The organism is Bradyrhizobium sp. LA2.1 (assembly GCF_040547725.1).
In the GTDB taxonomy this organism is placed as follows: Bacteria; Pseudomonadota; Alphaproteobacteria; order Rhizobiales; family Xanthobacteraceae; genus Bradyrhizobium; species Bradyrhizobium barranii.
In genome coordinates, this window is sequence record NZ_JBEPQI010000052.1 from 1 (window position 1) to 26,755 (window position 26,755).

Genomic DNA, 26,755 nt, shown 5'->3' on the forward strand with positions numbered 1-26,755 from the left:
ACCGCCGCTGCCTGAACGGGTCAGATGCCGCCCTCGATACGAAGGCCATCCGTCAAAAGCGCGGGCGTCACCGTGCGGAGAAAATCGCGCTTACGGTCCAGCTCCGTTACAGAGCCTTCCTCCCTACTACGAGCGACTCCGCCCCTGTGTCCCGCATCGGTACTCTCGTCCTCGCGGAGTCCATCCGCTTGAGCTTCTCCCTTGGCATCGGGACGACAGGTTCCTGAGTTCCTTACCAAAGCCTGGATCAAGGTCACGCCGCCTCCATGCCGGACGCCGATTGAGCAGTAGACAGGCTCCCCTCAATCTTTATTCGCGGGACAGAAGTCTGGGTCCCGGTTTCGACGTCGTTTGATACGTTTCGACACGTCATCAGCGGTTTACTTCCGTTCGTCTCCTTGAACCTCACCTGACGGAGTCTTGCTCCGCCTTTTCCATCGACGTTCACCACAATGGCTCTTAACCAATGCAGCTCGTGGCGGTTTGAAGTCTGCTCCTGCAAGCCGACTTCGAGGGGCCTACCCCCATCTTCAGCGAAGCACCGCACTCGTCCGAAACCCGAACGATCACGTTCACAGCACACAACTTCTTCGTATTTGACCGTGCGCCAGAGCCGCTCGACAAACACGTTGTCGCGCCAGGCGCCCTTGCCGTCCATGCTGATGGCGATCTTCGCGTCCAGCAGCACATCGGTGAACTCGAGGCTGGTGAACTGGCTGCCCTGGTCCGTGTTGAAAATCTCGGGCCTGCCGTGCTTCGCCAACGCCTCCTGGACCGCTTCGACGCAGAAGGCGGCCTCCATTGTGATCGAGACGCGATGGGCCAGGACCCGTCGGCTGAACACATCGACGACCGCCGCGAGATAGACGAAGCCACGCCGCATCGGAATGTAGGTGATGTCCATTGCCCACGCCTGGTCGGGCCGCTCGATCTTCAATCCGCGCAACAGGTACGGGTAGATCTTGTTGACCCGGTGCCGGCTTGCTCGTGTTCGGGCGACGATAGACCGCCTCGATCCCCATGCGCTTCATCAGCGTCGCGATGTGGCGGCGACCGGCGTATATCCGTGGAAATCTGCGGAAGCACAGAGCGTCGGTCAGGGGGGAATGAAAGGCTGGGGAGTCGATTGATAACATTTTGGAATGGTCAAAGAAGCTTTCGCCCTGGAAAGAGGATGCCCTAAGGCGCCTCGCGCTCAGCAATGAGCTTACCGAGGTCGGTGTCGGTGAATTGCTGGCGATGGTCAACTCCGCAAGGTCTATTGGATAGGCGGCAGCATGCGAACGCATTCATCAATGACATACTCGGGGATGCTCTCGAACTTATGCGGATTGAGCTGCATCACGTACTCATTCTCGATGTGGTACGACTCGTTGATAAATTTCCGGATCACATCATCGTCGTGTTCGATGTTGAAAATCCGGAACAGCTGGATTTTCTCGTAACCGACGTCCGTGGCCGCGAATTTGGCGCGGATGGCGTTCACGTCGTTCACCTCGGCCACCAGCGCATCGTAGTTGAACCCCGGTAGGTGCTCTTTTCGGATGCTTTCCTCTGCCGCCTGCTTCTCTTCCGGGGTCATGTTCCGGTTTTCAGTTGCCGTCTGTAGCATGGGAACGACGCGGCCTTTGAATAGTCTTGCCAAGGCCGTTGGGCCCGTATTTGATGTTAAGCGTACCTTTCAGCACGCTGATTTCGGCACGATCCACGCTGTTACAGTTACTGATGACAACAGTTAGTTGGGTCATGCCAACGTGCTCCGGTTCCAGGGAGGCGGGACTATGAACCAAAAGCTCCGACTTGCGCGCAGCAGGTCAACTCAATCCCAAAGAAAACTCAAAATTATCGGCGGAGTTGGCGGGTCCGGGACGCCTTCGGCAGTTTAGCTGGCGCCGCGCTGTAACCGAAGACAAAGGAGATCGACTTGAACTTACGGGCTTCACAGCTCGCAGCGGCTACGACGCCGAGCTCGGCCGAACCGCCTATTGCGAGCGGTTTTCCGCGTAGGTCCGGAATATCCTGTTGCCCGACAGAGCGCATAGCGCTTGCAGGCCCGAAAGCGACGCGCCGATCAGGATGGGTGATGTGCCGCGCTCAGTCCGGAAATTGCCCTTGGTGGTGCGCAGTCTTGTCGAAGGCGCTGGGCATCACATCGAACGAGTGTTTTTAGGTGCTATCGAGAAATTCATCCGCTGCCCGATGACGTCAGCATCTAATCGGGCATTTTTCCTTATCGGGCCGTCAGCAGACGACAGGCGAGCTCGCGCCCGCCCCAGCGCATCGAGAAGGTGTCGGAGACCTCGAACCAGCTGCCGTCGTTGCCGATGCCATGATTGGCACCCATACAGGAGCACTGGCATTCGTGCCCCTGTGCTTCCTGGCACGCCCGCGCGCAGATCTCCTGTTCGCGGTAAGGCTGGATGATATAGACTTTGCCGTAGCGCTGCAGTGCCCGATCGACGAAGTCGTTGAACCAGGATTTCGGCAGCTCCCAATAGGCCTCTGTCCCGATCCACTGAGGCGGCGTTCGTCGCCCGTTCTGTAGCCATTGCCTGTTGTCGGCAGCAAATGGCAACCGCGCCCGGAGCCGTTCGCCACGCCCAGTTCGGCGCAACACAACAGGAATCTGCTTCTGCTTCCAGACGTAGCTGAGGTCGAGCCGCGCCATAGGAACCTACCTCGAATCACGAGCGATCGCCCGAATTGCCGGCATCATACTCGATGCCACTCTTCGATCGTCCGCGCAAAGAGCGGCGTGGCGGGGCTTCTTGTCCACGCGGCGACCGGAATTTTCGCAACCTCAGCGTCGATAAAACAGCACGCGACCGGTGGGGACCAGCTGAAGAAGGTAGTCGAAATCCGCAACATTGGCGGTGAGAACCGTGAACCCGGCCTTTTGGGCTTGCAAGAATAGAACGCAGTCCTGAAGCGCGCGGAGCTTATCGTCCTTCTGATAGCCTTGCAGCCGGCAGAGCATGCCCGAGAGGAGCGCGGCGCGGCCAGCGATGTCCGCATCCGGTGCAAAGATGCGGTGAAGCGGCATGCTGGCGATCAAGGCGCCCATCTGCTTGATGGCCACGGGCGTGCCGGGATGCCTGGGATCCAACACGCCGACCGTATGCATCAATTCCTGGATGGCGACAGTTGAATGGTTGGGGTGCCGGAGCTCCAATAGGTCAGCGACGACACGCGGCGCGCGTCCCTGCAGGCCATCGATGTAGACGCAGGTATCAAGCAGAAGCTCCTGTCCAGCCTCAGGTTGATCGCCAAGGAACGGGAGTTCGCGGTCAGAGCGCCTCGCCAAGGTCGCGCCGCGATCGAACCGCGCCCAGCGAAGCGCAGCCGCGAAGTCAAATTCCGCCACCTCAGAAGCCGAGCTTGAGGTCGGGGTCTACCGACCCCATCGTCTCCTGGAACGTCTCGCTGAACTTGTCGTCGAGCGCGAGGCTGGCGAGCGCAAACTCGATGAGATCCGTGTCGGTCGCGATACCAGTCTGCTGCTTCGCCCGCTGGATCAGCTCCGGGCTGGTGCGCCCTGCGATCCGCGCCCTCTTCTCTCCGAGCAGTCCCGAATGTTCTGCCGCAGTCATGATAGCGGTCACGCGCGAGACCGCACCAACCCCGGCCTTACGGATCTTGGTATCTGGGCCGACCATGGATCGCTTGCCGCGGAATGTGGACTTCTTTGTGCTGACTTTCGGCATCAAGGGCTCTCGTGCAACAAATTTCGCATTTGTTTAACATAACGACTCCGGCGTATCCATTCAAGTCGCAAGGGTGGAATCGTCGCAGATCTTCCCTCAGACGACAGCTGCGTCCATAGCAAGCGGATCTTCCGCTCACTCGTCGCCTTCGATCGCACCTGCCGCGATGTCCTCAATGTCATATTCGTCCGGCGACCCGACGGGATCGGGAAACTCCCCGGCCAGCAGCTTGTCCTTGCTGAGCAGGCCCGCGTCCTCGAGCATTTCCATATCGGGCAGGTCGCGCAGCGTGTCGAAGCCAAATTGCGACAGGAAGCCCTTGGTGGTGACGTAGGTGTAGGGCGCACCGGGTTGAGGCGCCCGGGGGCCGGACGCGATGAAGCCGAGACCGCGCAGGTGAGCAATCAGATCGCGGCTGACCTCCTTGCCGAAGAACTGGGAGAGCTCGCCGCGGGTGATCGGCTGGTAGTAGGCAATGCACATCAGGATCAGGCTCTCGGCTTGCGAGAGCGGGCGCACCTGGTCGCCCAAGCCGGTCGCGGTCCGGATTGCCTCGGAGAATACCTTGCGGGTGCGGTGCTGCCAGCCGCCGGCCACCGAGACGAGCTCGTAGGGCCGGCCGCGCAGCTCCTCGCGGATGTCGTCGATCAGAAGGTCGATGCTGCAATCGCGGCCGACAACGCGGACGAGCGCTTCGCGCGTCACCGGCGCGGGCGCGGCGAAGATCACGGCCTCGACCCGGCCCATCCATTCGCGCCAGCGCAGATCGGGCGGCAGGTCTGCCAGTTCAGTGTCGAGATCCGCTTTGGCTCGTGCGCGCCGTCCCATCTCAGAGCCCGTAGAGTCGGAAGCTCGGCCGTCCGGTGAGCTCGCGCGCCACCCCGAGCGACACCAGCCGCTCGAACAGCCGTCGCGTCGAGCGATCGCTCGCCATCTTGCCAGCTCCAGCTGACTGGGCGTCTTCCATCATCAGGATCGCCACCATCCTGTCGGCATCCTTGCCGCGCAGCTTCGGCGCGACGGCGAGCAGGCGTGCCGCGCGCCGTGCGAGATCGTTGTAGAGGTCGATCGCGGCCACGGCCGCCGCCGTATAGGCCGCACAGAGCGCGCTCATGAAGACCGTCTCGCCCTCGAAGTGCTGCGGCGCTTTGCGCAGCGCGCCGCGCGACAGATAGGCCGCGATCAGCGGCACCGGCGCCGGCCAGCGCAGCTGGTGGGCGAGGACTGCATCGGCGAGCCACAGCGGCACCACCTCTTCGTCCGGCAGGAGACGGCGACTTGCCGCGATGATCTCGGCGGCGGCCAGCACCGGCATGGGGTGCTCCTGCTTCGCATGGCGACCGGCGAGCTCGACGATCTGGTCCGGCAGCGGGTTGAGGGGATGGCCGAGTGCGATCGCCGTGGCAAAGATCCACTCCTCCACGTCGCTGGTGGCGCGTTCGCCGAGCTTGCGCCAGGCGGCGAGAAGGCGCCCGCCCGGACCCGGGTCGTCGTCCTCGTAGCGCAAGTACCAGTGGTCGCGCAGCGCCGCTTCGTCCTCAGTCCGCCCGCCCTGGCGCGCCAGCCGAGCGGCGCAAGTCAGCGCGAGACGCTGACGCCACAGAGTGCCGAGCGGGTGCTCGTCGCAGGCAATCGGATGCAGCGCCGCGAGCGCCGCGCCGGCATAAAACACCGCTTCCGCGGCGATGTCGGGCGGGGCGCGACGCCGCAGCCAGCCAGGGGCCGGGGCGAAGGTCGGCGGGGGTTCGAACATGATTCACTCTCGTGCGGGCACGCGGAAGGTTAAATCACGGCGGCGCTTTATCCCATAAAAATCCGCCCAAACCGCCGTGCCTGTCGGTGGATAACAACGAGCGATAATGTTGCCTTATCGAAAATCGCGCTCCGGAAGCCTTCGCACCGTTGGAAGGCCTGCCTCCTGCGTCGATTTTTCTGGGCGGAGACGTGCGCAGATGGCGGCCAAAACCGCGGCGCCCTTGACGGAATCGCAGCGGGAGTCTTTATAGCTAGACAGTCTAGCTAGGAACCTCGCCCCATGGAATGGCAGTTACAGGACGCCAAGAACCAATTCTCCAAGCTCGTCCAGAAGGCCCGGCTCGAGGGGCCGCAGATCGTCACCCTGCGCGGCGAGCGGGCCGCCGTGGTGCTGTCGGCCGCCGACTACGATGCCTTGCGCGCCGGTCGGCCGAGTCTCGTCGACGACCTGCTGGCCGGGCCGGCCTGGGACGACGACTTCGCTGATGCCGTCGCCAGCCGCGCGAAGACGCCCAGCCGAGACGTCGCGCTCTGATGTACCTCGTCGACATCAATGTGATTTCCGAAGCTCGCCGCGGTTCGCCGCAGGCGACGTCCTGGCTGCGCTCAGTCGATCCTACCAGCGTTCATCTCAGCACGCTGACGCTGGGCGAGATTATGCGCGGCATCGCCCTCAAGCAGAGGTCCGATCCGAAGGCGGCCGGCCACTTGGCCGAGTGGCTGCGCAAGCTGCGCCACGACCATGCCGACCGGATTCTGCCGGTCACCGACCAGGTTTCGGTCGAGTGGGGCCGCCTCGCGGCGATCCGGCCGCGCGGCGACATCGACGGCCTGATCGCGGCCACGGCGATCGTGCACGACCTCATCCTCGTCACCCGCAACGAGCGAGATTTCGACGATACAGGCGCATCCGTCATCAATCCCTGGGAGGTCGACACATGACGCCGCCGTCCGACCGCGCAGCCGCCGCTGCCGTCACGGAAGCCCTGCCGACCACGTTCCCTGCGGCTGCGTCGACGCCAGAACCACCGGCTGGCGAGCCCCCCTCCCCTGCCCTGCCGGCGCATCTTGAGCGGCTCGCCGATCGCGCCCGCGGCTATGTCGAGGCGGCGAGCTCGGCCAACACGCGCCGCGCCTATGCCTCCGACTGGAAGCATTTTTCCGCGTGGTGCCGGCGCCAGGGCCTCGAGGTCTTGCCGCCGTCGGCGCAAACCGTCGGGCTCTACATCACCGCCTGCGCCTCCGGCGCGGCGACCGCCGATCGCAAGGCCAATTCGGTCGCAACGATCGAGCGCCGGCTCTCGGCGCTCGCCTGGACTTATGCCCAGCGCGGGACGCCGCTCGACCGCGCGGATCGGCATATCGCGACCGTGCTTGCCGGCATCCGCAACACCCATGCCGCCCCGCCCCGGCAGAAGGAAGCGGTGCTGCCCGAGGATGTCATCGCCATGCTCGAGACGCTCGATCGCGGCAGCCTGCGGGGCTTGCGCGATCGCGCCATGCTGCTGATCGGCTTTGCCGGCGGCCTGCGTCGCTCGGAGATCGTCGGGCTGGATTGTGGCCGTGACCAGACCGAGGATTCTTCCGGCTGGGTCGAGATCCTCGACCAGGGCCTGATTGTCACCCTGCGCGGCAAGACCGGCTGGCGCGAGATCGAGATCGGCCGCGGCTCGTCGGACTCGACCTGTCCGGTCGTCGCGCTGCAGATCTGGCTGAAACTGGCGCGGATCGGTCACGGCCCCCTGTTCCGCCGGGTGTGCGGTCAAGGCAAGGACGTCGGGCCCGATCGCCTGACCGACCAGCAGGTCGCAAGGCTGGTCAAGCGGGCGGCGCTCGCGGCCGGCGTGCGCGCCGATCTGCCGGAAGGCGAGCGGGAGACGAAGTTCGCCGGGCATTCACTGCGCGCCGGCCTCGCCTCCTCGGCCGAGGTCGACGAGCGCTACGTCCAGAAGCAGCTCGGCCACGCGTCCGCCGAGATGACCCGCAAATACCAACGCCGGCGCGACCGTTTTCGGGTCAATCTCACCAAAGCCGCGGGGCTCTGAAGCCAAAAGCGCCCCCTCCCCGCGCGAGCTTGAGTGGTGTGGCGCCAAGACGCCTCAGCCGTCCGGTGCGATCAGGTTTAACGACGGAAGATAGGTGCGGTAGCGGCCGACGTCGCGGGTCAGCAGCGGCAGACCGGCAACGGCGGCATGGGCGCCAATGAAGAAGTCGGGGAGCACGCCGGTCCGCGATCCGCCCGCTTTGCGATACTGCGCAAACACCTTGCCGGCCAGAAACAGCCCCTCGCGGGGGATCGGTGCGATGTCGAGGCCGGCTTCGTCAATGAAGGCCTCCAGATCCTCGATGCGGTCGTACCGGACCGCAAGCTCGGCATAGACGATATCGTTGATCAAGAGCGGTCCCTTGAGGCTCGCCGCCTCAAGCTGGGCCACCGACCAACCCGCCCAATTCGGATCATCGGTGACCAGGTCGAGCAGAACGTTGGTGTCGACGAGCGTCACCCTTCGCCACGGATCAGCGCCATGATCGCGTCGGTATCAAGCCCTTTGCCGGCATGGCCACGCAGTTTGGCAAAGCGGCTCGCCGGCTGTTTCTTGTCAGCGCGCGCCAGTACCACGCTGCCGTCGGCCGCACGCCGGAAATCGACCTTGCTGCCCGGCACGATGCCGAGAAGGTCGCGGACCGACTTCGGGATGGTCACCTGTCCCTTGGCTGTGACTGTCGTGGTCATGGGCACCCCGATTGTAATACCATATCTTCCAAAAGTATTACCGCCAGCGGGTCTTTTCAAGGCCGCATCGATCGAAATTGCCGCGATCGCAGGACATGCTGGTCGTGGCTTTGAGATTGTTGAGACACCCGCGAAATCTAACTGGGACATTGAATAAAAACGCCGCCTGCTCGAAATACCTTGCAGGCGGCGTTTATCCAGCCCCGGGAGGGTGATGCAAAATCCCGGCTCTCGTTAGTCTGCACAACCTATGCCAAGGTTCTGTGTCTCGGGGTGGCACGTTTGCGGGTTGGGGTAGAATCGAAAGGAGGCCGCCCACCAAGGCGGCCGTTCTCTGACGCCGCGCCCTCGCCGCTTACGAATTCAAGCTCTGTCGACGCGACAATTCCGGCGAAGCGCTCATGTTGCTAATCACCTCGCCCATCGCCAATCGGAGCTCGTCCTGGGCGTCAGTCAGTCCGACGTGGCCGGTATAGGCCGCGAGCGCTGCGAATTTCAGCGCGGCCAACATGGCGGCTTCGCTGCCCAACTCCCGCGAGACGTGCTTGGCCGGATGCGTTTCCAGCACGGAAAAAGCTGACTGGGTGTGGTTCGGCCGAGCTCCTCGATCAGATCGTCGAACGCGGCAAGCTCAAGATCATCTTCCGAGCGGCTCGGCCGCGGCACTGGCGGGACGTTTCGGACGGCCAGGGTCACCTCGCCGACCACCTCGTCCACCAAGCCAACGATCTCATCGGCCCGCGCGTCGAGCTCGTCCCACGGGATGCAGCGCGTCCCGAGACCTTCCTGGGCACGATGCTCCGTCGGCGTTCGCGCCGCGATGCGGGCGTTGATCGTGAGACCCGAGCGATCATCGCCAAAGATCGTCATGATCCGCTCGCGAGCCGGACGGTCGCTGAGGCCGCGCAACTCCTCGGCCCGTTCGAGCGCCGCCGCGATCGCGCCGCCGACGGATGTGGAATATCCGGTCAAATCGCCCTCTCCCATCTTTCGTTAACCCTAAAACTTGGTAACCGAGTCGTCCGCAAAAGACGGAGCCACCACCCGCCTCGTTTCGGGTTATTTCGGCCGCTTCGCGAGCACGGCCCGCAATTCGGCGCTCGGCTGTAACCCGCCGGTCTCGCCCGGCTTCCCTGGCTCAGACCGGCCAGGGCCGTGGGTAGGCGGTGCCGTTGGCGGTTTGGCTCCATCGAGCTTGGCGCGCAGCAAGGCCATGATCATCGGCCACACGGAGAATTTCCCGTCCTTGGCGCGGTCGGTCAGGCTGCGCAGATAGCCGCCGGCGCTGCTGATCTGGTCCGCCTTCTGGTGGATTGCGGCGAGCGTGATTGCGGCCTGCTGGTCGCCGAGGATCTCCCTGGCCTCGCGCCAGGCGCTGGGACTGATCCCCAGCGTTGACCGGGCAAGCTCGGCGGCGGCCAGCAAATCTCGCCAATGGCGGATTTCGCCGCCTTTGATCAGCCAGCGCATGTTGGGGCAGGCATCCAGCACGATCCCCAAGGGGAGCTCACGCTTCGGCAGGCTCCGCAAGTTGTGGTGAGCCGCGGCGTTGCCGCCCGCTTCATCTTCCCTCGCCAAGCCGCTTTCAGATTCAGATGGAAGATCTGGGTTTGAATTCTGTATGTGGCAACCGGAATGGGACTCATTGGCGTCCGGATTCTGTGTTTTGGCGAATGTTTCCAACAGCTCACGGACCTCGCGCCAGAGCGTTTCCATCTCCCCGCCGAGGCTCTCCAGGAGCCGCCGCGGCGCGGTCCGGGGAATCCGCCCAGCGATCTCCTGGTAGGCCTGCTGAAACCGCCTCCAATTCCCCGGCACGCCCTCCTCGACCCCGGCTTCGATCATCTTCACGATGTCCCGGCGCAGGATGGTGAGACGTTCCTTGGCTACGCGGAACGCCTTCTTCTCGGCCTGCACGGCGGCCGCGAGCGATTTGTACTCCTCGGCGCGGGTCACGATAGGAGCCAGGTCGAAGCCGTAGGCCTGCTCGATCTCGCCGCCCTGCCCCTTGCGCGCAAAGCGCTTGCCGTTCGGGCTATCCCTGCGAATGATCAGACCACAGTCGACCAGGACGGCGAGATGCCGGCGCAGCGTCGTCGGCGGCATCCCGTTGGCGCGCGCCATCAACTGCTCGTTGGACGGCCAGACGATCAACTCGCTGGTGGCCTCGAGGGCGATCTCGGGATGGAACGACAACAGCGCATGCAGGATCGTCAGCGCTCGGTCGGTCGCGCCGAGAACCTGGCGCGCCTCCTTGATGTGCTGGAAGACGTGCCACTTGTGAACGATGGCCGTCTCTGGCTTTGCTTTTGCGGCCAACTGGCTTGAAATCATGCCAAGCGTCATCGGCCGCCGCCCAAAGGGCGTCGTTGATAAGTGCGTCATGGTTGTCCTTCAGCTTTTAGGCAAAGCGAAAGCGCTCACCAAAACGGCGTCCAACGCCTCGAAGAGGCTCTTGACTGTGATTCGCGGAAGTGAGATTCTCGTTGTCGCCAAACGAACGAGGAAGGCTTCCGGGACACTGTTTCGGGGGCCTTTCTTTTTACCGCATGCTACCTCTGTGTTTGTTGCGCTATCGTCCGGCTTCGGCCGAGGCCTCTGCCCTTCCCGCCGCCCGCCCAAACCTTGTCAGCTGACAAGGTCCGGCCGCGCGCCGAAAATCACTCTGTGCCGTCGCGGGCAAAAAACCTTTCCACCAGACCCGGCAGCTCTTCCTCGAAGAAGGCACCGAATTCCGACGCGTGCTTGTCGGAGACCGTGAGTTTGATGTCGCGCTTTAAGAATGTCGCCTTGCCCAGCACCTTGCCCGCGGGGCTACGCAGCTCCAGCTCGTTATGAGATCGCGCCGGCGGCTTCCTAACCGCGGCAAAGACAAGCTTGAATCGCTCATCGGAGGGCAGCGTCGAAACCTTGTCAGCTGACAAGGTTTTTCGTACCCGGTCGAGCGCCGCTGGGTCTTCTCCCACGGAAGTCGAGAGCGCGACCCAGCGGGGCCGACCAGCCTTCGGCGCTCGGCCAATCGCCTCAATCACCTCGATCGGAATCACTCGGCACACTGCCCGGAGACGGGCAAGCTCTGGATCATCGACCGAAAGAGCCGCCCGGATATCGCGCGGCTTGATATCGGCCTGATCCATGCGCCACGCGAAAAGCGCGCGCTCTATCCAGCTCAGATCCTCGCGTGCCGCGTTCTCGATGCCCTGTGCCACGACAAGCTCGCTGTCCGACAGCTCGACAACTGTGGCTTTGATCTTGATGCCGAGATCCAAAGCCGCCCGCCAGCGGCGATGACCGTAGACGACCTGGTACCGGCCGCTGACCTCTGGATGCCGCCGGACCTGGATCGGCACCTTCTGGCCTTCCTCGGCGATAAGCTTCTTGAGCGCTTCGAAACTGACCTGGCTATCGTCGGGCAGCCGGTCTGGGAAAGGCGACGGGTCGATAGAAGACGGATCGAGCTCTGAGCCGCCGCCGGCGTCGACAAGCGCTTGGAGCCGGTCACGCTCTTCGCGCAACTCTGCCAACGAACGCTGTGTTGCTCCAATAACGCCGGCTCCGACACGGGGCGTCGATTGTATCGGCGTCTCCGCGCGTGCCGCCTTTGGAGGCGAGGGGTCAGCGGTCGTCGCCTCTGGTTCGGAGAAAGAGCCGAAGTTGGCGAGAATCGATCGACCTGACGGACGTTTGTTGGTCATGCGCGCCCCCAGGCTTGAGTGATCAGTGCGAGGATCTGATCGTTAACCGCATCAATGGATTCCCGCGCGCGCTTGGCGGTTGCAGCTGAGATATTGCCCGGCTCCAGTTCATAGAGCGTGCGCTTCGCCAGACCGGCGGTCTCGATGGCCGAGCTCGCGATCGCTGTCGCAGTCAGTACATCTTCGGAGAACAGGTGCCGGAGCATGGTCACGACCCCGACCTGCGATTGGTCGAATGGATCGTGCCGCGTCACGACATAACGCAGGAAGTCATGTTTCATCGTCGCGCCGGCGTCGCGAATGACCGATATGAGGTCGCCCATCATCAGCAAGAACTGGCTCATTGACATGACGTCGAGCATCGCAGGATGGACGGTCACAAGAAGCCCGGTCGCCGCGTAGATGGCGCCGAGCGTCAAGAAGCCGAGCGACGGTGGGGTGTCCAGGATGACGACATCGTAAGCGTCTTCGACGTCCGCCAATACGAGACGCAACCGCTCGAAAAAGATGCTTTCGGAGCCCGGCTGCCGCCTCGACAAATACCGCGGCGTCTCGTGCTCATACTCCATGACCTCGATGTTTCCAGGAATGAGGTCGATGCCCGTGAAATATGTTGGCCGGATGATGTCCGCGATTGATCGGCGTTCATCGTCGTAGCGCAGCGCCGCGTAGATGGTCTCGTTCTGCTTGACGTCGATTTCGGGCTGCGCGCCGAACATCGCCGACAGCGAGGCTTGCGGATCGAGATCGATCGCCAAAACGCGATAGCCATAGAGAGCCAGGTAGTGGGCAAGGTGCGCGCTCGTCGTCGTTTTGGCACTGCCGCCCTTGAAATTCGCTACCGCCAGAACCTGCAGATGTTCGCCGGCCCGACGATGGGGCAAGAACCTCAAGGCGTCCGCGGGACGCTGAGACGCAAACAGCTCGCGAAGCTCATTGATCTGGGCGAGCGTGTAGGCGCGATGTTTGTTTTCCAGCCGGGCAGGGACAGGGCCTTTCCCTTCGTTCGACATCAACTTGAGCGTCGACTCCGGAACCGACGTCAGTTTCGAGACCTCATGCGTCATGAAATACCGCAGGCTTTTCTGAGCGTCCGGGGGATACATCTGCTGACGCCTGGCCTGCAAATGTTCCGAAAGCATCCCCGCATGCCGTATAATTTTATCGGCGGGATCTTCGAATTGAATCTTGGTCTGAGCCTGCGTAGCCATTGCCGATTCATTCCTTGGTTGTCGGCCAACAGGCGGTTTGTCGCCCTTTGCCCGCTAAAACTAGGTCACGATTCTCGGCTTTCGTCCAGTCCTTTAAGGTTAACAGACACTTAACGGCACCTTCGCATTGCAGGGCTCGGACCGCTGATTCGTCGGAATTCGCTCAATCTTATCGTGGGCTTAGCTTACGCGGCCAAAACGGGACGATCAGGTTTCGTTCCCCCGCTAATCTTACAGTCCGAGGAGTGCCTTTTGCCGCCGGATTTCGATCTCTGACAGACCAGAATCGAAGCCCAGTCGCGACTCACCGCGACGCTCTGCTTCGTTGGCCCCCGTTAATTCACCAGAGCGTACGAGCCGCCGCACCATGCTGACTTGCCTCCGTTCACGTGAACGCGACGGAGGATTCGACCAATGCGGGCAATTGCGATCAACGCCAACGAGCATGGTGGATTGGGGTCTCTGCTCGATGAGATGCATCAGCTGCGCGCCCGGGTGTTCGCCGGCCGGCTCGGCTGGCAGGTGAGGATCGAGCAGGGCCGCGAGCGCGATGAATATGACGCCCTCGACCCGACCTACGTCCTAGCCCTGACGGAGTGCGGCGACGTTGCCGGCTGCGCGCGCCTGCTTCCGACGACCGGCCCAACAATGCTGTCGTGGACCTTCCCGCAACTGGTCCCGGGCGGTCGGCTACGGGGCAAGCCCACCACGGTCGAGAGCTCGCGCTTTTGCGTCGACACAAGAGGCGAGGGCAGGGGAGGCCGGTTCCTGCATGAGGCGACGCTGACGATGTTCGCTGGGATCATCGAGTGGTCGATGTCGAACGGCTTCGACGAGATCGTCACCGCAACGGATGTGCGGTTCGAGCGCATTCTGCAACGGGCAGGCTGGCCGATGACGCGCCTCGGCGGTGTGGAGCTCATCGGCGAGACGCTGAGTGTCGCCGGCAGCCTGCCGGCCGACCAGGCCAGCTTCGAACGGGTCTGCCCGGCTGGCTATCGGTCGGGCCTGCTGCGCCTTCAGCGCGTCGCTGCGTGAGCGATGGCGACCGATTGCCATGGCTGAACTTCGTTCGCATCCGCGGCTTGTCCGGAAACTCCAGGACGCGCTTGGCGACCATATCTGCGCCGCGCTCGATGATCCCGCCGTTGTCGAAGTGATGCTCAATCCTGACGGCCGGCTGTTCATCGAACGACTCGGCCACGGAATGACGGCCGCCGGGGACATGCCGGCCGCGACCGCCGAGATCATTATCGGCAGCGTCGCGCATGCGCTGCAATCGGAGGCCGATGACGAGCGTCCGATCATTTCTGGCGAACTGCCGATCGGCGGTCATCGCTTCGAAGGTTTGCTACCACCCATCGTCGGTGCCCCCACATTCACGATCCGGAAGCGGGCTTCGCGTCTCTTCGATCTTGATGACTACGTAACGCAGGGCGTGATGACCGCCGACCAGCTTGTGGTCATCCGCGACGCCATCGCCTCGCGCCTGAACATCGTCGTGTCCGGCGGCACGGGCTCGGGTAAGACCACACTCGCCAACGCCGTGATCGCGGCGATCGTCGCGCACGCGCCTGAGCACCGCCTTGTCATTCTCGAAGACACGGCCGAGATCCAGTGCGCCGCCGAAAACGCCGTCTCACTTCACACCAGCGACACAGTCGACATGGCGCGGCTGCTCAAGAGCACCATGCGGCTGCGCCCCGATCGCATCATCGTCGGCGAGGTCCGCGACGGCGCGGCACTCACGCTGCTCAAGGCGTGGAACACCGGCCATCCGGGGGGCATCACCACCATCCACGCCAACAGCGCGCTTTCCGCGCTGCGCCGTCTCGAGCAGCTCACGGCCGAAGCCAGTCAACAGCCCATGCGCGAGGTCATCGGGGAGGCGGTCGACCTGATCGTCTCGATCGAGCGGACGGATCGCGGCCGCCAGGTCCGCGACGTGCTCCATGTCGAGAGCTTCTCGGCGGGCCAATACCAAACCCAACCCTACGCCCGAACGGAGGAGCGCCATGTCGCGTAACCGCATGATGATTGCAGGTGCCAGCGGCCTGCTGCTCGCACTCGTGATACTTGAACCTGCCTTCGCATCGACCAGCGGCGGCGGCAATCTCCCTTGGGAAAGCCCGCTTCAGCAGATCCAGCAATCGATCACCGGCCCGGTGGCCGGGTTCATCGCACTTGCGGCCGTGGCGGTTGCCGGCGGCATGCTGATCTTCGGCGGCGAGCTCAACGATTTCGCGCGACGCCTCATGTACGTCGTGCTCGTCGCCGGCATCCTTCTCGGCGCCACGCAGATCGTCGCCTTGTTCGGTTCGAGCGGCGCCTCGATCGGCGATGTCGCACGCACGCCGCCGCGCGCGAACAGGGCAGGGGACCTCGGCCATGGCTGACGTCGGCGCCAATCTCAGACGCAACCGCATTCATCGCGCGCTGTCGCGACCGAACCTGCTGTTCGGCGCCGATCGCGAGCTCGTCCTGCTGACCGGCCTTGCCGCGGTCATCCTGATCTTCGTCGTGCTCACCTGGTACGCGGCAATCCTTGGCGCCGGGATCTGGATCGTTGTCGTGGCGGCGCTGCGGATGATGGCGAAGGCGGACCCGATGATGCGGCGAGTCTATGCCCGCCACATCTCCTATTCCGCGTACTACCGGGCGACCTCGACGCCCTGGCGCCGCTACTAAGGTCCGCTTCAATGGTCGCGCTGCGCTCTTTCCGTCATTCCGGCCCGTCTTTCGCCGATCTCGTGCCCTATGCCGGCCTCGTCGCGAACGGAATCGTTCTGCTGAAGGACGGCTCGCTGATGGCGGGCTGGTATTTTGCCGGACCGGACTCGGAGAGCTCGACGGACGCCGAACGCAACGAGGTCTCGCGTCAGATCAACACGATCCTGGCGCGCCTCGGCTCTGGCTGGATGATCCAAGTCGAGGCGGTGCGGGTACCGACCACGGACTATCCGGCGCGGCAGGATTGCTACTTTCCCGATCCGGTGACGCGTGCGATCGATGACGAACGCCGGAGCCGCTTCGAGCAGGAGAGCGGGCACTTCGAGAGCCGGCACGCGATCATCCTGACCTGGCGGCCACCCGAGCGCCGTCGCGCAGGTCTCGCACGCTACATCTACTCCGATGTCGAAAGCCGCTCGGCCTCCTATGCCGACACCGCGATCGAGAGCTTCCGCACCTCGGTCCGCGAGGTCGAGCAATATCTTGCCAGCGTCCTGTCCATCCGGCGCATGGAAACCCGCGAGGTCGAAGAGCGCGAGGGCACGCGCATGGCGCGCTACGATGAACTGTTCCAGTTCATCCGCTTCTGCATCACCGGCGAGAACCATCCGATCCGCTTGCCGGACATTCCGATGTATCTCGATTGGCTCGCGACCGGGGAGCTGCAGCATGGTCTGTCGCCGATGGTCGAGAACCGCTTTCTCGGCGTGGTGGCGATCGACGGCTTTCCGGCCGAGAGCTGGCCGGGAATCCTAAATTCCCTTGATCTGATGCCGCTGACCTATCGCTGGTCCTCGCGCTTCATGTTTCTCGACGACCAGGACGCGCGGCAAAAGCTCGAGCGCACCCGCAAGAAGTGGCAGCAGAAAGTCCGCCCCTTCATCGACCAGTTATTTCAGACACAAAGCCGCTCGATCGACCAGGACGCGGCCGCCATGGTGGCGGAGACAGAGGATGCGATCGCAGAAGCGTCCTCGCAGCTCGTCGCCTATGGCTACTACACGCCGGTCATTGTCCTGTTCGACGACAGCAGTGCGCGCCTGCAGGAGAAGACCGAGGCGGTCCGCCGCCTAATCCAGGCCGAAGGTTTTGGCGCGCGCATCGAAACGCTGAACGCGACCGAGGCCTTCCTCGGCTCGCTGCCCGGCAATTGGTACGCCAACATCCGTGAGCCGCTCATCACCACGCGCAACCTTGCGGACCTCATCCCGCTCAACTCGGTCTGGTCCGGCAATCCGACCGCACCGTGCCCGTTCTATCCGCACGCGTCGCCGCCGCTGATGCAGGTCGCGTCCGGCTCCACCCCCTTCCGGCTGAACCTGCATGTCGACGACGTCGGCCATGCGCTGGTGTTCGGGCCGACAGGCTCCGGCAAGTCGACGCTGCTGGCGCTCATCGCGGCCCAATTTCGCCGCTACGCCGGCGCGCAGATTTTCGCCTTCGACAAAGGCCGCTCGATGCTGCCGCTGACGCTGGCCGCCGGCGGCGATCATTACGAAATTGGCGGCGATGACGCGGACGGCGCGGCAACGCTCGCCTTCTGCCCGCTGTCGGATTTGTCGACGGATACCGATCGCGCCTGGGCGTCGGAATGGATCGAAACTCTCGTCGCCGTCCAAGGCGTGACGATCACACCAGATCATCGCAACGCCATCTCGCGGCAGATCGGCCTGATGGCCGAGGCGCGCGGGCGATCGCTGTCGGACTTCGTGTCGGGCGTGCAGATGCGCGAGATCAAGGACGCCCTGCATCACTACACGGTCGACGGTCCAATGGGCCAGTTGCTCGATGCCGAGAGGGACGGCCTGCAACTCGGATCGTTCCAGACCTTCGAGATCGAGCAGCTGATGAATATGGGCGAGCGCAACCTCGTCCCGGTCCTCACCTATCTGTTCCGGCGGATCGAGAAGCGCCTGACCGGCGCGCCGAGCCTGATCATCCTCGACGAGGCCTGGCTGATGCTCGGTCATCCGGTCTTCCGCGACAAGATTCGCGAGTGGCTGAAGGTGCTGCGCAAGGCCAATTGCGCCGTGTTGCTCGCCACACAGTCGATCTCGGACGCCGAGCGCTCCGGCATTATCGATGTGCTGAAGGAGAGCTGCCCGACGAAGATCTGCTTGCCGAACGGCGCTGCGCGCGAGCCCGGCACGCGCGAGTTCTATGAGCGCATCGGCTTCAACGAGCGGCAGATCGAGATCGTCGCAACCGCAGTCCCCAAGCGCGAATACTACGTGGCCTCACCCGAAGGCCGCCGTCTCTTCAACATGGCGCTCGGCCCCGTCGCGCTCTCCTTCGTCGGCGCATCCGGCAAGGACGACCTGAAGCGCATCCTGGCGCTGAAGAAGGCCGGGGCTGACTGGCCCGTTCACTGGCTCAAGGAAAGGGGGATCGGCCATGCCGAGACGCTTCTCGCCGATTTGTAAGGCGCTCATCGTGGCTACGAGTATCGGATCGCTCGCGGCTGCCCCGGCGATCGCGGGCGCCGCGGCCGGCGGCTCGACCGAGTTCACGCAGATTCTCAATAACGGACAGTTGGTCCAGCTCGCCGGCCAATCCGCACAACAGATTAACAACCAGATTCAGCAGATCTCGCAGCTCGCCCAGCAGATCCAGAACCAGCTCAGGATCTATCAGAACATGCTGCAGAACACGGCGCAGTTGCCGGCGCATGTCTGGGGGCAGGCCGAGAGCGACCTGAGGCAGTTGCAGAACATCGTCAATCAGGGCCAGGGCATGGCTTTCTCGATGGGCAACATCGACGATGTGCTCAAGCAGCGCTTCCAGAGCTATGCGCAGTTCAAGTCCAATCTGCCTAATGGCGCGAGCTTCGCCTCCACCTATCAGACCTGGTCGGCGACGAACCGCGACACGGTTTCGAGCACATTGCAGGCCGCAGGTCTTACCTCGCAGCAATTTGCAACCGAGAACTCGACGATGGCGCAACTCCAGACAGCCTCCGAGAGCGCCGACGGGCAGATGAAGGCCCTGCAGGTCGGCCATGAGATCGCCGCGCAGCAAGTCGCCCAGATGCAGAAGCTGCGGGGTCTCGTCGCGCAGCAGACCACGATGATGGCGACCTGGTTCCAATCGTCCGAGGCCAACAAGGACCTCTCGCAGGCGCGTCGCGAGCAGTTCTTCAACGCGACCACGCCGGCGACCTCTGGCGGCCAGACCATGGAGCCGCGCTGGTGAGACGGTCCGCGATCATCATCGTCGTTACCGCGCTCGGCGCCTGCGCCGCAGGAGCGTGGTGGCTCTTGTTCGCTACCCAAGGCTCCGGCTCGTCGCAAGGCGCAACGCAGCGTGGAAGCGACTTTTTCAAGCCGCCGCAGGACTACAAGACATCCGGCGGTCAGCCGATGAAACCACGCTGGTAGGGGAAGGGGGCAGGGGGTGCAGAAACTCAAACCGGGGCTCGTTCTGATCGTCGCGGTCGGACTCATCGCCGTTGCGCATCCCGCATTGGCGCAGCAGGACGGAAGTGTTCTCACGACATTGGAAAATTCGGTGACGACGGCCGCCAAGGGCTGGCAGACAACCGTCATGCAAGCGGCGAAGTCACTGTTCTGGATCCTCGCGGGGATCGAGTTCGGCATCGCTGCCGTCTGGCTCGCCATTCAAACTGCGACACTTGACGCGTGGTTTGCCGAGCTGGTGCGCCGGATCATGTTCATCGGCTTCTTCGCCTTCGTGCTCGACCAGGGGTTCAGTTTCGCGAAGGCGGTCGTCGACAGCCTCTATCAGATCGGCGCGGGCAGCGGCTCGGCCTCGCCGGCGGATGTGTTCAACGCCGGTCTCAAGGTCGCCTCCGCGATGTCGCAGAACGCGCAGTTCGGCCTGTTCCAGGACAATGCGCTCGCAATCGCCTCGGTGTTCGCGATGGTGATCGTGGTGATCTCCTTTTCGCTGGTCGCGGCGATCTTCGTCGCGGTGATGGTCGAGATGTATGTCGGTCTGCTCGCCGGTATGATCATGCTGGGTCTCGGCGGCTCGTCCTTCACCAAGGACTTCGCCATCCGCTATCTCGTCTACGCGTTCTCGGTCGGCATGAAGCTGATGGCGCTGGTGATGATCGCCAAGATCGGCTCCGACGCCTTGTTGAACCTCGCCAACCAGACCGGCACCGGCAAAGACGCCTTCGTCGGGACACTGGCGATCGGCGGCATCTCCGTCGTCGTCTTCATCATCTCGATCTACGTGCCGAACATCGTGCAAGGTGTCGTGCAGGGCGTTTCCGTCGGCAGCGGCATGGAAGTGGTGAAGCATGCGGGACAGGCCGCGAGCTTCGCCGCCGGCGGCGCCGCACTCGCCGTGGGAGGCGCGAGGGCAGGGGCCGCGGGCTTCAGCGCGGCCCGGGCCGGTGGCGCCTCATTTGGCGCGGCCGCCCTTAAGGCCATGACGGAAGGCGTCGGAGCGGCAGGCGGCGCGCTTGCATCCGCCGCGCGCGATCAGGCTATCCGCGCGCCAGGCTCGTTCGGCACGTCGACGCTGGGTCTTGCCAACGCCAAGCTCGATCAACGCCAGCCTCGAAACGGATCGGGCGGAAAGAGCTGAGCCTTTTCGCCCGCAACATCATGATTGGAGACCAGACCCCAATGGCCGCGCATAGTCCGCCCGACAATCCCTATCTCGCTGCGCGCCAGGAATGGAACGAGCGGTACGGCTCCTATGTGAGGGCAGCCGCGGCGTGGCGCATGGTCGGCATCATCGCCATGGTGATGGCCGTGATTGGCTTCGCATACGCGCTGTTCCAGAGCACACAGGTCAAGCTCGTGCCCTATATCGTCGAGGTCGACAAACTCGGCACGGCCATGAGCGCAGGCTATCCGCAGCAGATCGAATACGCGGATCCGCGCGTGGTGCGCGCGACGCTTGGAAGCTTCGTCTCGAGCTTCCGATCAGTGACGCCCGATGCGGTCGTGCAGAAGCAATATATCGATCGGACCTACGCGCTGCTGCGAACCTCCGATCCTGCGACGCAGAAGATCAATGACTGGTTCCGGAGCACTTCTCCGTTCGAGAAGGCGAAGACGACGACGATCGCGGTCGAGGTCAACAACATCGTGGCTCTTTCCAACCAGTCCTATCAGATCGACTGGACCGAATTCGAACGCGACCGGAAGGGAAAGGAAACCGGCGAGCACCGCTTTCGCGGCATCGCCACTGTCACGCTGACACCACCCCAGGACGAGCAGACCATCCGGCTCAATCCGATCGGCCTTTACCTGCGTGATTTCGACTGGACGGCGCAACTATGAAAGGGGCGGGGACACCGATGCACCCAAACACAATCGGACTCAGGATTGGCACTCTTTTTGTGGCTTGCGCCTTTGGCTTGCTGCTGGCCGATGTCGGCGCGCATGCGCAGGCGATGAACGCCAAGGAACGGAAAGGCACGAACATCTCGAGCCAGTGGCGTGGATCGACTGGACTGGTGACGCGCGGAGCGGACGGCAAGGTCATCTTCCTGTTCGGCGAGGTGCAGCCATCCGTCGTCTGCTCGCCGCTCGAGGTGTGCGACATCGAGCTCCAGGCAGGCGAAGTGGTGCGCGACGTGCTGGTTGGCGACACCGTGCGCTGGAAGGTGGAGCCGGCGACATCGGGCACGGTCGGTGGCCAGGCCATCCACCTGATCGTCAAGCCCGCGGAGCCGGGGCTCATCACCTCGATGGTGGTGACGACCTCACGACGGACCTATCACATCCAGCTCAAGTCGAACGCTACCCAATATATGGCGCGCGTCGGTTTTGAATATCCCGAGGATGTCGGGAGCAGGCTCGCCGATGTCAACGCCCGGCTCGGCGCTGAGCTGATCGCCGGTGCCGGCGTTCCGGTCGAGCAGTTGAACTTCGGCTACAGCGTGAGCGGCAGCGCCTCGTGGCGGCCGACACGCGTCTACAGCGACGGCGTCAAGACCTACATCCAGTTTCCGTCGTCACTGTCCGGTCAGGATGCACCCGTCCTGTTCGTCGTGTCGGGCGGCCAGAACCGCATCGTCAACTACCGGCTGAAGGACAACATGATGGTGGTCGATTATCAGATCGACACCGCCATTCTGGTGTCCGGCGTCGGCTTTTGGAACCAGGACAAGGTGACGATTCGGAGGGGAGGCTGATCATGCGGCAGGTCTCCTCGATGCCTCGGCTCGTCCTTCTCTCCCTGCTCAGCCTGCCGCTCGCCGGCTGCGCGTCGTTCGGCGGCAGCGCCCTGGTGGCGAGCTCGGCGCCGGCCGATCTGTCCGGTCCCGCGGTTTCTGCGATCGCCGGCGACATGGTGACGAAATTCGCCGAGCAGGTCGGGCCTGGTTCAGGCACGATCATCCTGAAGCCCGACGGCACGCCCTTCGGCCAGGCGCTGGAGACCTCGCTCAAGAGCTGGGGATATGCGGTTGCGACCGATCAGAAGACCAAAGGCGAGAAGACCATTCCGCTCGCCTATGTGATCGAGTCCTACAACGGTCAGGTCCTGGCGCGCTTGTCGACCGCCAGCGTCGAACTCGGCCGCGCTTATAGCGCAACCGCCGCTGGAGCATCGCCGACCAGCCCGCTCTCCATCATGCAGCGCGGGTAGGGAGGACTATCATGGCGCAATCGCTGAAGCTCGGCGGCGCTCCGGAGGGAGCGGAGGCGAGGGGAATCCGGCGCCTCAATCGCTTGCCGATCATCGTCGCCATCGTGCTGGTGTTCGTGTTCTTTGCCGTGATCTTCTACGGCCTGACGTCGCGCGGACTGTACTTTCGGCGCGCCGCCGGCATCGATACTGCTTCATCCAATCCGGCCTCAACCTATGCCGATCAGCTGAAGAAAGGCGTCTCCAACGGCATCATCGGAGATCAGACCGAAGCCCAAACATTCCAGCCGGCCCCGCCGCAGCCCGATGCAAAGCCGGCAAGCAATCCCTTTGCCGGCCGACAACAGACCGAGTCGCGGTCCGGCTCGCAGCTCGAACCCGAGGCGCAATGGCGGGCGCGGCTCGAGCGCGAGGCACATGAGCAATATCTGCGGGAGCGACAGCGCCAGCGAATGGCGCGCGTGCAGGCGAGCGACGCCGCCCATGACTCTCCGCTCGCCATTAATCTCGGCAAGCTCCAGACAGTCTCTGCGACGGCGACAAGCAACACAGCGCCGGCGAACACGGCGACAATGCCTGTCGCTCCGGGAGGGGCGTCCGATCTCTATTCGGCGGCGTTGCGTGCCGGCTTCGGCATGCAGAACATCGATCAGAACCGACAGGCGGCGAAAGAGGATTTCTTCAACGCGGACCTCAAGAAGCTCGGCTACCTGCCCAACAAGGTGGTCGCGCCGACATCCGCCTTCGAACTGAAACGCGGGTCAGTCATTCCAGCGACGTTGATCACCGGCATCAATTCCGACCTCCCCGGACGCATCACGGCCCAAGTCAACCAGAACGTCTACGACAGCGCCACCGGCCATCACCTGTTGATCCCGCAGGGCGCCAAACTCCTCGGCCGCTACGATTCCAAGATTTCATTCGGGCAAAGCCGCGTCCTCGTTGTCTGGACTGACATCATCTTCCCGAACGGCTCGACCTTGCAGATTGGAGGGATGGCAGGCACCGACGCGGAAGGCTATGGCGGCTTCAATGATCAAGTCGACAATCATTATTTCCAGGTGTTCGGCTCGGCGATCCTGATTGCCGCGATCGGCGCCGGCATCGACATTTCGATGCCCGCAAGTTCACCTTACGGGTATCAGCAAACGCCGACGGATGCCGCGCGCAACAGTTTTGCCGAGTCGTTCGGCCGCGTCGCCGAACAGACGATCAGCAAGAACATGAACGTCCAGCCCACACTCGAGATTCGACCGGGCTATATGTTCAACGTCCTCGTCGACCAGGACATGGTGTTTCCGGGGCTTAGAGGATGAAGTGCTTCGGTTCGGTTACGATAGAGTCTCTGGCAGTTGCCGCGTTGTGCTCGAAGCAAACGTTCCAGTTGGCTTATGGAGATTGCTGCTCGTTATCGCAATTGTCGCGCGCCGCGAAGAGGCGAGGCGGTACAGCACCGTTGCGCGAAATTCCGAGGAGCCCCGCGCCCGATCCCGCCGAGCTCAAGTCCGGTCATATACCAGCATTTTGATCAGCCAGATGCGTTCAGATGGATAGGAGGTCGGTTGCCATATATCGATGCCGCTCGTGTGAAGCTTTATTTTGAGCAAACCGGGTAGGGTCATCCGATCATTTTCATGCACGAACTCGAGGCAGACAGCCGCGAATGGGAAACCCAGGTTCGCTATTTCTCTCGTGCTGCTGCATCACCTTCAATGCCCGCGGATATCCGCCCAGCGACGTTCCTAAAGAGCCTGCTCTATATGGTTGGCAGCTCGCCGTGGATGATATCGACGCTCTCATGCGTGGCCTCGTCGGTGGTACTCCTTCGCGAGTGAATAAGGATCGCATCGACTCCAGCGTCGGCGCAAGCGTGAGCACGCAGGAGTGCCTCGTCCATTCCATGGCCGCTGATCAGCGCTTCGATCCGAGCCACAACGACCAAGTCTTCCGCGACTGTATCCTTCACAGCGTGCAAGCGGCCGGAGAATGCATCAATATCGGCGTGAGGAGATGCCTGTTGCTCGAGTTCATCTTTGGAAAACAACTATCCTCGAGCGCGACGCCCGCAGCGCCACGCTGGCGGAGCGTACGAGCCAGGAGGCGCGCCTTATTGAAATTCCCAAATCCGCCATCTCCGTCGACGAGCACCGGCAGTTCGGTAGTGTCCACGATGCGCTCGACCACATCCACCAATTGGCTCCACGAAGCCTCGTTTGCATCGCGGTAGCCGAGGAGCATGCAATCGAGAGACCCGACGCCCAGAGAGCTTTGAACCCTGCGCGCTTGGCGATCGCGCCGGAGAGCCCATCATGCGCTTCCATTAGAAAGGAGATATTGCGGCTGCAGCAGATCTGAGCACGCAGCATTTCTGCGAGCGACTGGGCAGCGCGTCGATCAGGACCGTTGATGAGACCAGATTGTGGTTGGTCTTGCATGCCGAACCTTTGCAGCGACATCTGACGAGCACGACGTTTATAACTGACGGTGACGTGTTCTTGCCATGCAGATCAATTGCTAGCTTTGGTAGGTGACTTAGGCGAGAGCGCCTCTAAGTCTACGCAGCTGAAGTACTACTCGCTTCCATTGGCTTAATGGACGTTACCGGTTTCGCACAACCATCAGAAGCATCTCATCGTGCTATGGTCCTTCAGCTCATACGCAGGCCGGCTTTGCCGTACCTGACTGCAGCGGTATCGTCAGCGCGCTCCCGCTTGCCTATTTTGGTCGAGCATGCTGCAGGTCAGCTCTGCGGTAAGACCGCATGTCCGCCTCCGCCAGTGAGGTGGCTTGCCCTACACAGCGAGCTTGGCTAGGGTGGCGCCCCCTTTGATGCTTTTTGTACCTCGCTTCTGGGAGGTGATGATGCTGAAGGAAGGTGTAGGCGAGCGTGGTCATCAGCGCGTGACGTCGTCGGCCGCGATCGCTACCGACAACGCCTATTGGGGCGCCGTGCGTGGGCTGTATTCCGTGACGCCGGATATAGTCAACCTGGAGAACGGCTATTGGGGCATCATGGCCGAGCCGGTGCGGCGTGAGTTCATCCGCCAACTCGACATGGTCAACTACCAGAATTCCTACTATGCGCGGGAGCGTTTCGGGCGGGATTTTGAGTCCGTGCGCGGGAAGGTGGCGGTGGCCGTTGGCGCGGCGCCGGAGGAGATCGCGTTGACGCGTGGTGCGACCGAGGCGCTGCAGCTCCTCATCGGCGGCTACAACAAGCTGAAGCCCGGCGACGCCGTCGTCTACACCGATCTCGACTACGATTCGATGTAGTATGCGATGAGCGGGCTCAAGACGCGGCGCGGCGTTGACGTCGTCAAGTTCAACGTGCCGGAGCCAGCAACACGGCAGGCTGTGCTGGACGCCTACGCCCGGGAACTCGATGCCAACCCGAATACGAGGCTCCTGCTCCTCACCCACGTCAGCCATCGAACGGGCCTTGTCATGCCCGTCGCCGAGATCGTGCGCATGGCGAAGGCCAAGGGGATCGACACCATCGTCGACGCGGCGCAGTCGTGGGGGCAGCTCGATTTCAAGGTGGGGGAGCTGGAGGCCGATTTCGTCGGCTTCAACCTGCACAAGTGGATCGGCGCGCCTCTCGGGGTAGGCTTTCTCTACATCAGGAAGGATCGCCTCGGCGCCATCGACCGCGACATGGGCGACGAGGACTTCCCGGAGACCGACATCCGCTCGCGGGTGCACACCGGCACGGTCAATTTCGCCACCCTGCTGACGGTGCCTACCGCGGTCGCGCTCCACCAGGAAATCGGCGCAGCCGTGAAGCAGGCACGCCTGCGCTATCTGCGCGACTACTGGGTGAGCCGTGTCCGGGCGTTTAAGGATATCGAGATACTGACGCCGGACGAAACTGGCCTCTACGGTGCCATCACGTCCTTCCGCCTCGCCGGTAAGACGAGCAAGGCCGACAACGACGCCGTCGTGGCGAAGCTCAGGGATGGCTACAAGGTGCTCACCGTGCGCAGGCCGGGTGTCGCCAAGGGGCAATGCATCCGCATAACGCCGGCGCTCTATACCGAGGAGGCGGATCTCGACCGCTTGGTCGAGGCGCTCGCCGTCGTTACTGGCACGAAGGCTAGCTGAGGCTGCCGCGTCATGGCCGGGAGATGGGAGTATCGAAGCACGGCCTGGACCATCTGGCGACACTCCAGCCACCTTGTGGCTACTGAGGTTGATGAACGCGTCCTCACGGCATCGATATGCCACAGTGGTGTCGTTGTTGACCATCCTTGGAAGGAGGTCTCTAGTACCCGGAATCAGAGCTGAGTGATACGGCGGCCTTTGAAGGGGCGTTGACGAACCTTTTTCTTGGTCCAGACGAAGGGCTCGGCTTTGTCA

28 protein-coding genes and 4 pseudogenes are annotated in these 26,755 nt (G+C 63.0%); 16 read left to right on the forward strand and 16 right to left on the reverse strand.

What is annotated here, in order from left to right:
* Window positions 1-583 precede the first annotated feature (583 nt).
* The 8 genes and pseudogenes from ABIB95_RS45870 to ABIB95_RS45905 all read right to left on the reverse strand — a co-directional run.
* Window positions 584-1,058 (reverse strand): annotated as a pseudogene (locus tag ABIB95_RS45870) (IS3-like element ISRj2 family transposase); the annotation flags it as partial.
* Window positions 1,059-1,258: 200 nt separating this feature from the next.
* The gene (locus ABIB95_RS45875) at window positions 1,259-1,582 is read right to left on the reverse strand and encodes a hypothetical protein (RefSeq protein ID WP_354249034.1); all 324 of its coding nucleotides are present in this window, start codon (window positions 1,580-1,582) and stop codon (window positions 1,259-1,261) included.
* A gap of 304 nt (window positions 1,583-1,886) precedes the next feature.
* Window positions 1,887-2,040 (reverse strand): annotated as a pseudogene (locus ABIB95_RS45880) (Y-family DNA polymerase); the annotation flags it as partial.
* Between the two features lie 190 nt (window positions 2,041-2,230).
* Window positions 2,231-2,668 carry a hypothetical protein gene (locus ABIB95_RS45885; protein WP_354249035.1) on the reverse strand — a complete coding sequence of 146 codons (438 nt, stop codon included), beginning with the start codon at window positions 2,666-2,668 and terminating at the stop codon, window positions 2,231-2,233.
* Between the two features lie 132 nt (window positions 2,669-2,800).
* The gene (locus ABIB95_RS45890; protein ID WP_354249036.1) at window positions 2,801-3,124 is read right to left on the reverse strand and encodes a DNA-binding protein; all 324 of its coding nucleotides are present in this window, start codon (window positions 3,122-3,124) and stop codon (window positions 2,801-2,803) included.
* Between the two features lie 241 nt (window positions 3,125-3,365).
* Window positions 3,366-3,704: a hypothetical protein gene (locus ABIB95_RS45895; protein ID WP_354249037.1), complete on the reverse strand. Its 339-nt coding sequence runs from the start codon at window positions 3,702-3,704 to the stop codon at window positions 3,366-3,368.
* A gap of 135 nt (window positions 3,705-3,839) precedes the next feature.
* Window positions 3,840-4,532, reverse strand: coding sequence for an SMC-Scp complex subunit ScpB (gene scpB, locus ABIB95_RS45900; protein ID WP_354249038.1), 693 nt, complete (start codon window positions 4,530-4,532; stop codon window positions 3,840-3,842).
* 1 nt (window position 4,533) lies between these two features.
* Window positions 4,534-5,457 (reverse strand): DUF1403 family protein, encoded by a 924-nt coding sequence (locus tag ABIB95_RS45905; RefSeq protein ID WP_354249039.1) that lies wholly within the window; start codon window positions 5,455-5,457, stop codon window positions 4,534-4,536.
* Between the two features lie 282 nt (window positions 5,458-5,739).
* Here ABIB95_RS45905 and ABIB95_RS45910 point away from each other — a divergent pair, with 282 nt between their 5' ends.
* Genes ABIB95_RS45910 through ABIB95_RS45920 form a run of 3 tightly spaced genes read left to right on the forward strand, consistent with a single transcriptional unit; the run spans window position 5,740 to window position 7,504 of the window.
* Window positions 5,740-5,994, forward strand: a complete 255-nt coding sequence (locus tag ABIB95_RS45910; protein WP_354249040.1) for a type II toxin-antitoxin system Phd/YefM family antitoxin — start codon at window positions 5,740-5,742, stop codon at window positions 5,992-5,994.
* Window positions 5,994-6,401, forward strand: coding sequence for a type II toxin-antitoxin system VapC family toxin (locus tag ABIB95_RS45915; protein WP_354249041.1), 408 nt, complete (start codon window positions 5,994-5,996; stop codon window positions 6,399-6,401). Before ABIB95_RS45910 ends, ABIB95_RS45915 begins: the two co-directional genes overlap by 1 nt.
* The gene (locus ABIB95_RS45920) at window positions 6,398-7,504 is read left to right on the forward strand and encodes a site-specific integrase (RefSeq protein ID WP_354249042.1); all 1,107 of its coding nucleotides are present in this window, start codon (window positions 6,398-6,400) and stop codon (window positions 7,502-7,504) included. Before ABIB95_RS45915 ends, ABIB95_RS45920 begins: the two co-directional genes overlap by 4 nt.
* A gap of 54 nt (window positions 7,505-7,558) precedes the next feature.
* Here the strand turns inward: ABIB95_RS45920 and ABIB95_RS45925 are convergent, their stop codons facing one another.
* The 7 genes from ABIB95_RS45925 to repA all read right to left on the reverse strand — a co-directional run bounded on the left by ABIB95_RS45925 (window position 7,559) and on the right by repA (window position 13,099).
* Window positions 7,559-7,963, reverse strand: coding sequence for a type II toxin-antitoxin system VapC family toxin (locus ABIB95_RS45925; RefSeq protein ID WP_354249043.1), 405 nt, complete (start codon window positions 7,961-7,963; stop codon window positions 7,559-7,561).
* Window positions 7,960-8,193: an AbrB/MazE/SpoVT family DNA-binding domain-containing protein gene (locus ABIB95_RS45930; protein ID WP_354249044.1), complete on the reverse strand. Its 234-nt coding sequence runs from the start codon at window positions 8,191-8,193 to the stop codon at window positions 7,960-7,962. Before ABIB95_RS45930 ends, ABIB95_RS45925 begins: the two co-directional genes overlap by 4 nt.
* Before the next feature lie 355 nt (window positions 8,194-8,548).
* Window positions 8,549-8,704, reverse strand: coding sequence for a hypothetical protein (locus ABIB95_RS45935; protein ID WP_354249045.1), 156 nt, complete (start codon window positions 8,702-8,704; stop codon window positions 8,549-8,551).
* On the reverse strand, window positions 8,689-9,165 hold the full coding sequence (locus ABIB95_RS45940) for a hypothetical protein (protein ID WP_354249046.1): 477 nt from the start codon (window positions 9,163-9,165) through the stop codon (window positions 8,689-8,691). Before ABIB95_RS45940 ends, ABIB95_RS45935 begins: the two co-directional genes overlap by 16 nt.
* Before the next feature lie 87 nt (window positions 9,166-9,252).
* Complete coding sequence (gene repC / locus ABIB95_RS45945; protein ID WP_354249047.1) at window positions 9,253-10,578, reverse strand: plasmid replication protein RepC; 1,326 nt, start codon at window positions 10,576-10,578, stop codon at window positions 9,253-9,255.
* Between the two features lie 275 nt (window positions 10,579-10,853).
* Window positions 10,854-11,888 (reverse strand): plasmid partitioning protein RepB, encoded by a 1,035-nt coding sequence (gene repB / locus ABIB95_RS45950; RefSeq protein ID WP_354249048.1) that lies wholly within the window; start codon window positions 11,886-11,888, stop codon window positions 10,854-10,856.
* Window positions 11,885-13,099 (reverse strand): plasmid partitioning protein RepA, encoded by a 1,215-nt coding sequence (gene repA / locus ABIB95_RS45955; protein WP_354249049.1) that lies wholly within the window; start codon window positions 13,097-13,099, stop codon window positions 11,885-11,887. Before repA ends, repB begins: the two co-directional genes overlap by 4 nt.
* 414 nt (window positions 13,100-13,513) lie before the next feature.
* On the opposite strand from repA, the gene traI reads away from it, so the two are divergent.
* The 12 genes from traI to trbI are packed head-to-tail and all read left to right on the forward strand — an operon-like array spanning window position 13,514 to window position 23,715.
* Window positions 13,514-14,137, forward strand: a complete 624-nt coding sequence (traI, locus tag ABIB95_RS45960; protein ID WP_354249050.1) for an acyl-homoserine-lactone synthase — start codon at window positions 13,514-13,516, stop codon at window positions 14,135-14,137.
* 19 nt (window positions 14,138-14,156) lie between these two features.
* Window positions 14,157-15,125, forward strand: a complete 969-nt coding sequence (trbB, locus tag ABIB95_RS45965; RefSeq protein ID WP_354249061.1) for a P-type conjugative transfer ATPase TrbB — start codon at window positions 14,157-14,159, stop codon at window positions 15,123-15,125.
* Window positions 15,115-15,495, forward strand: a complete 381-nt coding sequence (locus ABIB95_RS45970; protein ID WP_354249051.1) for a TrbC/VirB2 family protein — start codon at window positions 15,115-15,117, stop codon at window positions 15,493-15,495. Before trbB ends, ABIB95_RS45970 begins: the two co-directional genes overlap by 11 nt.
* Window positions 15,488-15,787: a conjugal transfer protein TrbD gene (locus tag ABIB95_RS45975; protein ID WP_354249052.1), complete on the forward strand. Its 300-nt coding sequence runs from the start codon at window positions 15,488-15,490 to the stop codon at window positions 15,785-15,787. The genes ABIB95_RS45970 and ABIB95_RS45975 overlap by 8 nt, the downstream gene beginning before the upstream one ends.
* A gap of 11 nt (window positions 15,788-15,798) precedes the next feature.
* Entirely contained in the window at window positions 15,799-18,252 is a 2,454-nt protein-coding gene (locus ABIB95_RS45980) for a conjugal transfer protein TrbE (RefSeq protein WP_354249053.1), read from the forward strand.
* The gene (trbJ, locus tag ABIB95_RS45985; protein ID WP_354249054.1) at window positions 18,224-19,021 is read left to right on the forward strand and encodes a P-type conjugative transfer protein TrbJ; all 798 of its coding nucleotides are present in this window, start codon (window positions 18,224-18,226) and stop codon (window positions 19,019-19,021) included. The genes ABIB95_RS45980 and trbJ overlap by 29 nt, the downstream gene beginning before the upstream one ends.
* The gene (trbK, locus tag ABIB95_RS45990; RefSeq protein ID WP_354249055.1) at window positions 19,018-19,206 is read left to right on the forward strand and encodes an entry exclusion protein TrbK; all 189 of its coding nucleotides are present in this window, start codon (window positions 19,018-19,020) and stop codon (window positions 19,204-19,206) included. Before trbJ ends, trbK begins: the two co-directional genes overlap by 4 nt.
* 16 nt (window positions 19,207-19,222) lie before the next feature.
* Entirely contained in the window at window positions 19,223-20,383 is a 1,161-nt protein-coding gene (gene trbL / locus ABIB95_RS45995; RefSeq protein WP_354249056.1) for a P-type conjugative transfer protein TrbL, read from the forward strand.
* A gap of 41 nt (window positions 20,384-20,424) precedes the next feature.
* Window positions 20,425-21,087: a conjugal transfer protein TrbF gene (locus ABIB95_RS46000; protein WP_354249057.1), complete on the forward strand. Its 663-nt coding sequence runs from the start codon at window positions 20,425-20,427 to the stop codon at window positions 21,085-21,087.
* Window positions 21,088-21,104: 17 nt separating this feature from the next.
* Window positions 21,105-21,944, forward strand: a complete 840-nt coding sequence (trbG, locus tag ABIB95_RS46005; RefSeq protein WP_502917960.1) for a P-type conjugative transfer protein TrbG — start codon at window positions 21,105-21,107, stop codon at window positions 21,942-21,944.
* A 2-nt stretch (window positions 21,945-21,946) separates the two neighbouring features.
* Window positions 21,947-22,399 carry a conjugal transfer protein TrbH gene (gene trbH / locus ABIB95_RS46010; RefSeq protein ID WP_354249059.1) on the forward strand — a complete coding sequence of 151 codons (453 nt, stop codon included), beginning with the start codon at window positions 21,947-21,949 and terminating at the stop codon, window positions 22,397-22,399.
* Window positions 22,400-22,410: 11 nt separating this feature from the next.
* Window positions 22,411-23,715 carry an IncP-type conjugal transfer protein TrbI gene (trbI, locus tag ABIB95_RS46015; protein WP_354249060.1) on the forward strand — a complete coding sequence of 435 codons (1,305 nt, stop codon included), beginning with the start codon at window positions 22,411-22,413 and terminating at the stop codon, window positions 23,713-23,715.
* A gap of 491 nt (window positions 23,716-24,206) precedes the next feature.
* On the opposite strand, the pseudogene ABIB95_RS46020 reads toward trbI, so the two are convergent.
* Window positions 24,207-24,765, reverse strand: a pseudogene (locus tag ABIB95_RS46020) (isocitrate lyase/PEP mutase family protein); the annotation flags it as partial.
* A gap of 688 nt (window positions 24,766-25,453) precedes the next feature.
* On the opposite strand from ABIB95_RS46020, the pseudogene ABIB95_RS46025 reads away from it, so the two are divergent.
* Window positions 25,454-26,500, forward strand: a pseudogene (locus ABIB95_RS46025) (aminotransferase class V-fold PLP-dependent enzyme).
* Window positions 26,501-26,755 lie beyond the last annotated feature (255 nt).